We start from the raw sequence: 11254 nt of genomic DNA, 5'->3' as shown, positions 1-11254 counted from the left end.
CCTCAGTAGGCGAACGACAGTTGCGCGGTCTCGTCGTCGTCCGAGGAGTCCGGATCATGCGGGTGTTCGTCGTGTTCCAGCGGCCCTTCGACGACGTAGCGGCGAATGAGGAAGAACCAGACGCACCCGAGGGCCGCGTAGAGCAGCGTGAACGTTGTCAGCGATGCGATGACCAATCCCACCGGGTGATCGGACACACCTTGGTCCACGGTGAGTCTGATCTGGTCGATGCCACTCAGGTTGGGTGCAACGACCCAGGGTTGACGCCCCATCTCGGTGAAGATCCAGCCTGCACTGTTGGCGAGGAACGGCGTCGGGATCGCGGCGATGGAGAGCCATGAGAACCATTTTTGGTCGGGCACCCTGCCGCCACGAGTAACCCACAGTCCGGCGATGGCCAACAGCGCGGATCCGGCAGCGAGGCCGATCATCATCCGGAATGCCCAGAAGGTTACGAACAGGTTGGGCCTGTAGTTTCCCGGGCCGAACTGCTGCTCGTATTGCGCCTGCAGCTGATTGACGCCCTGCACCGTCGCGCCGAAGTCGTTCTCGGCAAGGAACGACGTCAGTCCGGGGATGGAAATGAGGTGGGTGACGCTTTCGCAGTTGTTGTGCGTTCCGACGGTAAGCAGAGAGAACGAGGCACTTGTCTCGGTGTCGCACAAAGATTCAGCAGACGCCATCTTCATCGGCTGCTGCTCGAACATCAGCTTGCCCTGGAGGTCGCCAGTGATCGCCAGAGCCCCGCCGGCGACAATCATCACCACGAAGGACAGGCGTGCAGCGGGCCGAAACATGCTGCGCGAGTCTTTGTCTCGATTTTGACGGGCTTCGCGCACCATCCACCAGCCCGAGATACCTGCCACGAACGTCCCCGCCGTCAGGAAGGCGCCCGCGACAGCATGCGGAAATGCGGCCAATGCCGTGTTGTTGGTCAGCAGCTCCCAGATGCTCGTCAATTCGGCGCGTCCGGTGTCAGGGTTGTACCGCGCCCCGACGGGATGCTGCATCCAGGAGTTGGCGGCGATGATGAAGTACGCGGAGGCGTTGACGCCGATCGCAACGAGCCAGATCGTGGCCAGGTGAACAAGTTTCGGGAGTCGATCCCAACCGAAGATCCACAGGCCGAGGAAGGTCGACTCGAGGAAGAACGCAACCAGTCCTTCGAGCGCCAGCGGTGCACCGAAGACGTCACCGACGAACCGCGAGTACTCGCTCCAGTTCATGCCGAATTGGAATTCCTGCACGATTCCGGTGGCGACACCGAGCGCGAAGTTGATCAGAAACAGTTTTCCGAAAAATTTTGTCAGCCGGTACCAGGAGTCCTTCTTGGTGATGACCCACATGGTCTGCATCGCCGCGATGATGGGAGCAAGGCCGATCGTCAATGGAACGAGGATGAAGTGGTAGACGGTGGTGATGCCGAACTGCCATCTCGAGATGTCCAAGGTGTCCATGGGCTACTCCGAACTCTTCGGCCTGCGGCAAAGGTAACCGCAGCGTACCGCTGCACAACGGCTTCGCCGCAGCGAGTTCAGACTACTACTACGCGTAGTAGTAGCTCAAGCGTCCGGCTCCTCGTCTCCCACTGTTTCGACAGCAAGATCCACCAACGCCGTGATGTCGTCGGCGATGTCAGGGGTGCCGAGAACGACCCCGTTGAGCGAGACGACTCGTGCCGCGAGGGTGATACTGGAGATGAGCCAAACACCATCCGCCGCAATGAGATCGGCTGGGAAAACATCCGACCTCTCGCACGTGTATCCCTTGTCTGCTGCGACCTGGAACAGTGCGTCGACCGTGGTTCCCGCCAGGATCCCGTGCTCCACCGGTGGTGTGATGAGGGTCTTACCGCGAGAGATCAACACAGTGGACCGCGGACCTTCCAGCACCTTTCCCTCACTGGAGGTGTAGATCACGTCGTCGGCACCCTGGCGCGCCGCATGGCGCAACGCAGCCATGTTGGTCGCGTAGGACAGCGTCTTCGCTCCGATCAGCTGCCACGGCGCGTCGACCGCGAAATCCACCGAATACCCGCGGGCGAGCGTGATTGCCGCAACACCGTCGGCACGAGCCTTGGCCACCCGCTCGTGCAGCGGCCCCACCGTCGCGAACCCCGTCGGATCGCCGCCGCTCTCGCGTCCACGACTGAGCACCAGCCGCAACGCACCCTCGTCCTTCGAAATCCGCGTCCACTCGTCGACCGCCAAACCGACGAGCAACCGCCACGCGTCGAGATCAGGAGTGGGCAGGTCGAGTGCGGCCGCAGACGTCATCAGCCGGGCCATGTGTAGCTCGACGCCGCACGGAGCCCCGCCTCGAACGAGAATGGTCTCGAACACCCCGTCGCCTCTCACCACGGCGAGATCATCGGCACGCAACAGGGGCGCGTCGACATCGTGAACCTGGCCATCGAGTGTCACTACTACGCGGTCCAACATGCTGGCCAACCCTACTGGTCCCTCCACAGGCAGCGCTCGCGCTCGATGCTCCTACTATGGACCTTGTGTCCGATACCGTCGCGAACAGTCCGAGCCCGCTCCTCATGCTTCCCGACGCGGTGCCGTCACCGGAAGATTCCGCCGAGCGCCCTGCGTCGTTCGACAGCGCTGTGGCCTGGCACTACGGCAATCCGTTCGGCGAACAACGCGATGCGACGTCGGGCGCAGCCGTCATCGACCGATCCCATCGCTTCGTCCTCGCGATCAGCGGCGAGGAACGTTTGACGTGGCTCAACACCATCTCGAGCCAGCTCGTCTCCCACATCGGAGACGGTGGTTCCGCCGAAAATCTCTCGCTGGACGTCAACGGCCGAGTCGAACATCACTTCGTGCAGACCGATCTGGCCGACGTGACGTGGATCGACACCGAAGCAGCGAACGGTCCCGATCTCCTCGGGTTCCTGAAGAAGATGGTCTTCTGGGCCAAGGCAGAGCCGGTCGAGGGAAACGAACTGGCCGTGCTGAGTCTGCTCGGATCACGTGCCGAGCAGATTCTGGAATCGGTAGGGGCTGCTGTTCCTGCAGCGATCTACGACGCCGCCGCGTTGGACGGGGGCGGATTCGTCCGCCGGATGCCATGGCCCGGTCCCAATGCATTCGACCTGCTGGTTCCCCGGCCCGCTCTGACCGAGTGGTTCACCCGCCTTCGGGACGCAGGCGCCACCCCGGCGGGAACATGGACATACGACGCCCTTCGCGTCGAGTCCATGAGGCCGCGAATTGGCATCGACACCGACGAGAAGACGATTCCGCACGAGGTCCGCTGGATCGGCGGCATCACCGAATTCGGCGCGGTCCATCTCGAGAAAGGGTGCTACCGAGGCCAAGAGACGGTCTCGCGCGTACACAATCTGGGTCGACCTCCGCGTCACCTTGTTCTCCTGCACCTCGACGGGTCGGCAGATGGCCGTCCGGCAACGGGTGATCCGGTGACGGCCGGGGGTCGCGCCGTTGGACGACTCGGCACCGTCGTCGACCACTTCGAGCTGGGCCCGATCGCATTGGCGCTGCTCAAACGCACCATTCCAATCGACACCGAACTGGTCGCAGGCCCATGCGCGGCGTCCATCGATCCCGATTCCATCCCCAGCTACGACGACGTCCAGGCGGGTCGCGCTGCGGTGGACAAGCTACGCGGACGGTGACAGGACTGGTCGAGGCCGTCTGCGTCGTTCATGCGGATGTTCCGGTCGGCCGCCGCGGTGTCGAGCTCAGTGGTATCGACAAGCGGCCGGTTCAGGGCCCGATCGATGTGCACGAGTTGGGTTTGGCAGGCGATCACAGCCGAGACACCAAGTTCCACGGCGGCATCGACCAGGCCGTCTACGTCTACGACGCCGCCGAAGCCCGACGTTGGGCAACGGAACTCGGTCGCGAAATTCCGCCGGGCTGGTTCGGGGAGAACCTGCGCACGTCGGGGGTTGCCGTCACCGATTCGGTGGTCGGGTCGCGGTGGCGTGCGGGGAACGTCCTGCTCGAGGTCACCATTTCCCGGAAGCCTTGCGGAACGTTCGCCCGGTGGGCTGCCGAACCGCGGTGGGTGAGGAGATTCACCGAGCGCGCCGACGTCGGTGCGTATTTTCGCGTGGTGGAGCCGGGCACGCTGCAGAGTGGGGACCTTGTGTCGATCGAGTACGTGCCGACCCATGGGGTGACCGTGAGGGATCTGTTCCTCGGCGCGAACCCTCGCGGCATCGAACTGCTCCTCGAGCAGAAAAATCTTCCGCCGAAGGTCGAACGTGACGCCCGCGCAGTGCTCCGAAGCCCTCCACGTCGTGATTGTTAACAAGACTCAGCACTCCGTGACTGGTACATGCCCTGTTCAGCGGGTTCGAGATGAACCGAACAGCCGCCACACGGAGTCCGTATGAGCATCTCGGCCGTTCGCGCGCTAGAGTGTGTTCCAGGAAGTAATACCAAATCTAACGGGGCGCCCAAATTTCCCCAGGCCGCCCCGCAAGTCCGCGAGGGGGCAACGCCATGGGCCGAGGCAGGGCTAAGGCAAAGCAGACAAAGGTCGCTCGTGAGCTGAAGTACAGCTCACCGACAACGGACTTGGAGAGTCTGCAAAGAGAACTCTCCGGCGGTCCGTCCAACTCCCACCGTGGCGGTATCACCTCGGGCGGCATCTCTTCTTCTGACGCGGATGGTTATACCCGCGTCGAAGAAGATGAATACGAGGATTGGCGACGCTGACCAGCGACTGACGCACAACTGAGGGGGAGCCGCACTGCGGCTCCCCCTCAGTTGTGCGTTCAGTTGTTCAGAACCGCGGGTGGTTGCCCAACAGCTGAGCACGCATCGTCGTCTCGGTCTTGTCCGTCGACTTCTTGACCGTTCCCAAAGTCCAGCAGTCGATGTGTCGCGCGGTCAAAACGGCCAGCGCACGGTCGACGTCCTCGGGCGCCACGATGGCAACCATGCCGACGCCCATGTTGAACGTTTGCTCCATCTCGGCGCGCTCGACGCGTCCACGCTGGGCGATGAGTGAAAAGACAGGCGCTGGGCTCCACGTTGCACGGTCGAGTTCGGCCACGAGGCCTGCAGGCATGACGCGGGCCAAGTTGTTGGCCAGACCGCCGCCGGTCACATGGCAGAACGTGCGCACGTCGGTCTCGGCCGCGAGAGCCAGGCAGTCCTTCGCGTAGATCTTGGTCGGCTCCAATAGTTCCTCACCGAGGGTCCGGCCGAACTCTTCGACGTGCCCACCGAGGTCCATGTGATTGATCTCGAGCAGCACCTTGCGCGCCAACGAGTATCCGTTGGAGTGCAGGCCCGAGGATCCCATTGCGATGACGACGTCACCCGGACGGACACGGTCGGGTCCAAGGACCGCGTCGGCTTCGACGACGCCGACTCCGGTGGCCGAGAGGTCGTAGTCACCGTCGGCCATCAGGCCTGGGTGCTCGGCAGTCTCCCCGCCGAGAAGTGCACATCCGGCGATGATGCAGCCGTCGGCGATGCCCTTGACCAGTTCGGCGACCATTTCCGGTACGACGCGTCCCACGGCGATGTAGTCCTGAAGGAAAAGCGGCTCGGCGCCGCAGACGACGAGGTCGTCGACAACCATGGCGACGAGGTCCAGTCCGAGGGTGTCGTGCTTGCCCAGGGCCTGCGCGACGGCAATCTTGGTGCCGACTCCATCGGTCGATGCAGCGAGGATCGGCTCGCGGTAGTCACCCTTGAGGGCGAAGAGCCCCGCGAAGCCACCGATTCCACCCATGACCTCTGGTCGGCTCGCCTTCTTCGCAAGCGGCGCGAACAGCTCGACTGCTCGGTCACCTGCGGCGATGTCAACGCCGGCCGCTGCGTAGGAAGCACCACCCGAGGAGGTTGCGCTCGTTGGTCGGGTTTCCTCGGTCATGCGGCTCCAGCCTTGTACTCGTTCTCGTTGCGCGTATCTACGCACAATTGCGCTCTAACGGTACCGGAGCCGTGCGCGCAGCGCCTCAAATCGTCGGAATCGCCGCCAGCAGGCGTTTCGTGTAGTCCTCCTCGGGCGAGCGGAGGATCTTCCACGGCGTGCCCATCTCCACGAGTCCGCCATCTTTCAACACGGCCACTTTGTGCGATACCCGGTCGACAACGGCCAGATCGTGGCTGATGAACAGGCATGCGAATCCGAACTCCTGCTGCAGACCTTCGAACAGGTCGAGCACCGCAGCCTGCACCGAAACGTCCAGAGCCGACGTGGGCTCGTCGGCAACCAGCAGGTCAGGCTGCAGCACAAGCGCTCTCGCCAAACTGATGCGCTGACGCTGCCCGCCGGACAGCTCGTGCGGATATCGCTTCTCGGTTCCCGCAGGCAACTGCACGGCATCGAGCAGTTCTTTCGTTCTCGCCTCGATCTCGGCCGCGCTGCCGTACTTGTGCACCACCATCGGTTCGGCGATGCATTGACCGGTTGTCAAGCGCGGGTTCAACGACGTCGCCGGGTCCTGGAAGACGAAACCGAACCGTTTACGCATCGGCCGTAGCTTTCGCTGCGACAGGTTCGAGATTTCCTGCCCCATCACCGATACGGTGCCACTCGTCGGCTTCTGCAGCGCAGCAACACATCTGCCGATCGTCGACTTTCCGGACCCGGATTCACCGACGAGGCCGAGCGTCTCGCCTTTGTGAATACTGAACGAGACGTCGTCGACTGCTCGGAAGGCCTTCGATCCCCCACCCGAGGAGAACTGCACGACGAGATTGTCGACCGCGAGCACCGGCTCACCCGTCTTGTCGACGAGCTTGTCCGATGCCGCCGGGGCAAGTTTCGGCACGGCCGCAAGCAGTTTCTTCGTGTAGTCCTCGGTCGGGGCGTCGAACAGTTGCCGGACCGGCGCCTCCTCCACGACTCGTCCCTGGTTCATCACCACTACTCGATCCGCGAGGTTCGAGACAACACCCATGCTGTGGGTGATGAGTACGATCGCGCAGCCGAGACGATCTCGCAGATCCCGAAGCAGGTCCAGGATTTCCGCCTGCACGGTGACATCGAGAGCTGTGGTCGGTTCGTCGGCAATGATCACCTTCGCCTCGCACGAGATCGCGATGGCAATCATGACGCGTTGCTTCTGCCCGCCCGAGAGTTCGTGCGGGAAGTAACCGAAACGTTGCTCGGGACTGGGTAACCCGACCGTCGTCAGCAACTCGATCGCACGCGCTTTTGCTGCCTTCTTGTTCATCCGTTTGCCGTCGCCTCGTGGATGTGCGCGGAGCGCCTCCACGATCTGGAAGCCGACCGTGAACAACGGATCGAGCGCGCTGCCCGGTTCCTGGAAGATCATCGAGATGGCGTCGCCGCGCAGACCCTCCCACGCCTTGTCGCTCAGCGTCGTGACGTCGGTGCCGCCGAGAACGACGTGACCGTCGACGCGGGCCGTACCCGGCAGAAGTCCGATGGCGGATCGCACGCTGACGGACTTGCCGGATCCGGATTCACCGACGACAGCCAGAACCTCACCGGGGAAGACCGAGAACGAGACTTCCTCGACTGCTCGAACGTCGCCGCTGTCGGTCGCGAAGGTGACCGACAGACCGGTCAGCGCAAGTGCTGCATCGGTCATGGCTTCACCCTCTTCTTCCTCGTTCGCAGCAATGGATTCATTGTCTCGCTGGCACTTTCGCCGACCATCGTCATACCGAGCACGATCAGGACGATGCCGAGACCGGGGAACACCGATGTCCACCAGATACCGTTGGAGATGTCCGGCAATGCCTTGTTGATGTCGTATCCCCACTCCGAGGCCGACGTCGGCTCGATACCGAATCCAAGGAATCCGAGACCGGCAAGGGTCAGGATCGCTTCGGCGGCGTTCAACGTGATGATGACGGGGAGTGTCTGGATCACGTTGGACAGAATGTGCCGAAACAGGATTCGGACGGTGCTCGCACCGGTAACCCTGGCAGCGTCGACATAAGGTTCGGTCTTGACGGCCACCGTCGCGTTACGCACGACCCTGAAATACTGCGGCACGAAGATAGCGGTGATCGCGATGGCCGCCGATGCGATACCGCCGAAGCTGCTCGACTGACCACCGGCAACGACGATCGAGATGACCACTGCGAGTAGCAGCGACGGAAACGCATACATCGCGTCCATGAACAACACGAGCACACGGTCGAACCAACGACCGATGTAGCCCGACGCCAGGCCGAGCGGAACACCGATTGCCACGGACAGTATCAACGAACTGGCGATGACCATCAATGCTGTTCTGGCTCCGTAGATCACCCTCGAGAGCACATCCTCCCCGCGCACCGAGGTACCGAACAGGTGCTGCGCGGACGGCGCGGCCTGACGAGCGAATTCTCCGCTGTCGTTGCTGGTCTGCGAGAAGCCGTACGGAGCGAGCAACGGTGCGAACACGGCGGCCACAAGGAACATTGCCATGAGCACGATGCCCACGATGAGGGTGGCACGCTGCACACCCGACGTCGATCGGACGAACGCGAGGCCCGGGAAGCCCCTGCGGTGCGGCCTACCCGCATCCACCTGGGTCAGAACCACTTCGGTACTCATCAGAACCTCACTCTCGGATCGATGAGGGCAACGATGGCGTCGGTGACGAAGCTGACCACTGCCACCACCAGCGCGAGGAACGTCACGATGCCCTGGACCGCGACGAAGTCCCGTGCACTGAGGTAATGCGCGAGCTCGTACCCGAGGCCTTTCCATTCGAAGGTGGTTTCGGTCAGAACGGCGCCGCCGAGCAACGTGGCTATCTGCAGCCCCATCACCGTGACGATCGGAATCAACGCGTTGCGGAAAGCGTGTCGCAGGGTGACAGTCCTGCTGCTCACCCCGCGTGCCCGCGCAGCTTCGACGTACCCCGACTGCAGTGTTTGCAGCAGATTCACCCGCACCAGACGCAGAAACACACCGGCAGTGAGCAATCCGAGCGCAACGGCAGGCAGCACAGCATGTTTCAGTACGTCACCCGTGTAAGCCGGTTCGCCGTACAGGAACGAGTCGATGATGAGGATGTTGGTCTTCGGCGACACGTTCTGCAGTGCCAGTTCGACGTTCGTGCTCGCCCGACCTGCGACGGGTAGCCACCCGAGCTTCACGGCGAATAACAACTTGAGCAGCATGCCGACGAAGAACACCGGTGCCGCGTACGCGAGGATCGCGAAAATGCGCAGCGAAGCGTCACCGAATCGGTCACGGTGCGTGGCCGCGAAGAAGCCGAGGGGCACACCGACGGCGAACGCAACAAGCAAAGCCCAGAATGCGAGTTCGAGGGTCGCAGCGCCGTTGGTGAGAAGCACGTCGGCAATCTCGCGGTTGTCGGTAGCGGATGTACCGAAATCACCGGTGAGCAAACCTTTGAGGTACTCCCAGTACTGAGTGAGGATCGGCCGGTCGTACCCGGCCTCGGCTTTGCGTTGAGCGATCTGCTCGGGAGGCAGTCTGCCTCCGAGAGCCGCCGTGATCGGGTCGCCGATCACACGCATGAGAAAGAAGACAACGGTGACGAGAATCCATGCCGTCGGAATGATCAGGAGAAATCTGATCCCGAGATACCGAGCGAGCGCGCCGTACCGAGACGGCGCGCTCGCCTGCTGGAGAAGCTTCTCTTCGTTGCCTTCCACCCCGCCGACAGGCGCGATGGTAGACACCGATCAGCCCCGAGCGAGTGGGGTGAAGCGGAACTTGAACGAGGCATCCAACGTGTCGTCGACGCCGCTGATCTCGTCGGTGGAGACCGCGATCTGCTTGCCCTCGAGGAGCGGGAGCGTCGGGATGTAGTTGGTGGCCAGTTCGGTCTGGATCTGCCCCAGGATCGCATTACGCGCCGACGGATCTGCCGTCGTGCGCTCCTGACCGAGCAGTGCCGTGATCTCCGGGCTCTCGAAGTGCGACTGCAGGAAGTTGTCCGGCGCGAAGAACGGCGTCAAATAGTTGTCTGCATCGGGGAAGTCCGGGAACCATCCGAGCTGATAGACCGGGTACGCGTCCGCGACACGTTCCTTGGTGTAGGTGGTCCACTCGGTCGATTGCAGGTTGACGTTGAACAGGCCGGTCGCGTCGAGTTGGCTCTTGATCGCGGCATATTCCTCGCTGGAGCTGGAGCCGTAGTGGTCCGGGTTGTACTGGAGGTTGAGCTGAACTGGAGTGGCCATGCCTGCAGCACTGAGGAATCCGGCTGCACCGTCCTTGTTGGGCGTCTCGCCGTACACTTCACCGAATGCCGGGGTCGAGCCTTCGAGGCTGCCTGGCACGACGGAGTAGAGCGGGGTGTACGTGCCCTTGTAAACGCCGTCCGACAGCGCTTGACGATCGACGGACGCGGCAATCGCCTTGCGCACGGCCAACTTCTGCTCCGGTGTGTCGCCGGGCATGGTGTTCATGTTGAACACCATGTATCGGCTTTCGCCACCGGGACCCTCGTGCACGGTCACACCGTCGACGGTTCCGAGCGAATCGATGTCCGTCGGCGTGAGCGAACGCCACGCGACATCGATTGCCTTGTTCTGCATGTCGAGCTTCAGGTTGTCCGAGCTCGTGTAGTACTTCAGCGAGACGTTCGACGTCTTCGGTGCGCCGAGCACACCCTTGTAATCGCCGTTCGCCGCGAAGCTGACGAGGGCATTCTTGTCGTAGCTGCCTACCGAATACGGACCGGCGAAGGGATTGCCCTCGACGATCGCATTGTCGTCGAGCACTGCATCGGCCGGGAAGATCGTCTGATCGACGATCGGGCCTGCCGGCGTCGCCAGAATCTGCGGGAACGTCTGGTCGTCGGGGGTTTTCAACGTGAACTCGACTGTGGTGTCGTCCGGTGTCGCGATGCTGCCGAGGTTGGTGAGCAGCGACGCGGGGCCGTTGGGGTCGTTGATCGCGACGATGCGGTCGAACGAGAACTTGACGCTCTCGCTGGTGAGCGCATTGCCGTTGGCGAACGTCAGACCGTCTTTCAAAGTGCACGTGTAGACCGTCGGCTGCGTGAAATCGCAGCTGTCGGCGACATCGGGCTCGAGCTCGGAACTGCCGGGAGCGAAGTTCATCAGGAACGGATAGACCTGGTTCATGATCATGAATGAACCGTTGTCGTAGGAACCAGCGGGGTCGATGGAGGTGACCTGATCGGTTGTACCGACGGTGATGGTGTCGCCACCACCGTCGGCTCCGCTGGATGCGCCGTCGTCGGTACGACCCGAGCCGCATGCGGCCAAAGTCAGCACGGCGACGGACAGAGCCGCCACCCCGACGATCTTCTTGTTGCGTGTAATGCCGGGCGCCATCTGTGTGCCTTCTTTTC

10 protein-coding genes are annotated in these 11254 nt (G+C 62.6%); 3 read left to right on the top strand and 7 right to left on the bottom strand.

The genetic code is table 11. From position 1 onward, the window contains the following. Positions 1-2 precede the first annotated feature (2 nt). On the bottom strand, positions 3-1457 hold the full coding sequence (locus QMK17_RS04585; protein WP_283507253.1) for a cytochrome ubiquinol oxidase subunit I: 1455 nt from the start codon (positions 1455-1457) through the stop codon (positions 3-5). A gap of 105 nt (positions 1458-1562) precedes the next feature. After that, a complete protein-coding gene (locus QMK17_RS04580) occupies positions 1563-2441 on the bottom strand; it encodes an aminodeoxychorismate lyase (RefSeq protein WP_283507252.1) in 879 nt (292 codons plus the stop codon). A gap of 56 nt (positions 2442-2497) precedes the next feature. Between QMK17_RS04580 and ygfZ the strand changes: the two genes are divergently transcribed. The 3 genes from ygfZ to QMK17_RS04565 all read left to right on the top strand — a co-directional run bounded on the left by ygfZ (position 2498) and on the right by QMK17_RS04565 (position 4697). Then, positions 2498-3646, top strand: a complete 1149-nt coding sequence (gene ygfZ, locus QMK17_RS04575; RefSeq protein ID WP_283507251.1) for a CAF17-like 4Fe-4S cluster assembly/insertion protein YgfZ — start codon at positions 2498-2500, stop codon at positions 3644-3646. Beyond that, positions 3643-4287, top strand: coding sequence for an MOSC domain-containing protein (locus tag QMK17_RS04570; RefSeq protein ID WP_283507250.1), 645 nt, complete (start codon positions 3643-3645; stop codon positions 4285-4287). Before ygfZ ends, QMK17_RS04570 begins: the two co-directional genes overlap by 4 nt. A gap of 194 nt (positions 4288-4481) precedes the next feature. Then, the gene (locus QMK17_RS04565) at positions 4482-4697 is read left to right on the top strand and encodes a DUF3073 domain-containing protein (RefSeq protein WP_283507249.1); all 216 of its coding nucleotides are present in this window, start codon (positions 4482-4484) and stop codon (positions 4695-4697) included. A gap of 67 nt (positions 4698-4764) precedes the next feature. Here QMK17_RS04565 and purM read toward each other — a convergent pair whose 3' ends face one another. The 5 genes from purM to QMK17_RS04540 form a co-directional block, all read right to left on the bottom strand. Continuing rightward, positions 4765-5865 carry a phosphoribosylformylglycinamidine cyclo-ligase gene (gene purM / locus QMK17_RS04560; RefSeq protein WP_283507248.1) on the bottom strand — a complete coding sequence of 367 codons (1101 nt, stop codon included), beginning with the start codon at positions 5863-5865 and terminating at the stop codon, positions 4765-4767. Positions 5866-5950: 85 nt separating this feature from the next. After that, the gene (locus tag QMK17_RS04555) at positions 5951-7555 is read right to left on the bottom strand and encodes an ABC transporter ATP-binding protein (protein ID WP_283507247.1); all 1605 of its coding nucleotides are present in this window, start codon (positions 7553-7555) and stop codon (positions 5951-5953) included. After that, the gene (locus tag QMK17_RS04550) at positions 7552-8511 is read right to left on the bottom strand and encodes an ABC transporter permease (RefSeq protein WP_283507246.1); all 960 of its coding nucleotides are present in this window, start codon (positions 8509-8511) and stop codon (positions 7552-7554) included. Before QMK17_RS04550 ends, QMK17_RS04555 begins: the two co-directional genes overlap by 4 nt. Next, positions 8511-9584, bottom strand: coding sequence for an ABC transporter permease (locus QMK17_RS04545; protein ID WP_336620128.1), 1074 nt, complete (start codon positions 9582-9584; stop codon positions 8511-8513). The genes QMK17_RS04550 and QMK17_RS04545 overlap by 1 nt, the downstream gene beginning before the upstream one ends. Positions 9585-9614: 30 nt before the next feature. After that, a complete protein-coding gene (locus QMK17_RS04540; protein ID WP_283507245.1) occupies positions 9615-11237 on the bottom strand; it encodes an ABC transporter substrate-binding protein in 1623 nt (540 codons plus the stop codon). Between the last annotated feature and the right edge of the window lie 17 nt (positions 11238-11254).

Origin of the sequence: Rhodococcus sp. G-MC3, from assembly GCF_030063335.1 — a bacterium.
Classification (GTDB): Bacteria; Actinomycetota; Actinomycetes; order Mycobacteriales; family Mycobacteriaceae; genus Rhodococcoides.
Note: the sequence above shows the minus strand (reverse complement) of the source record. Positions and strands in the feature narration are given on the sequence as shown.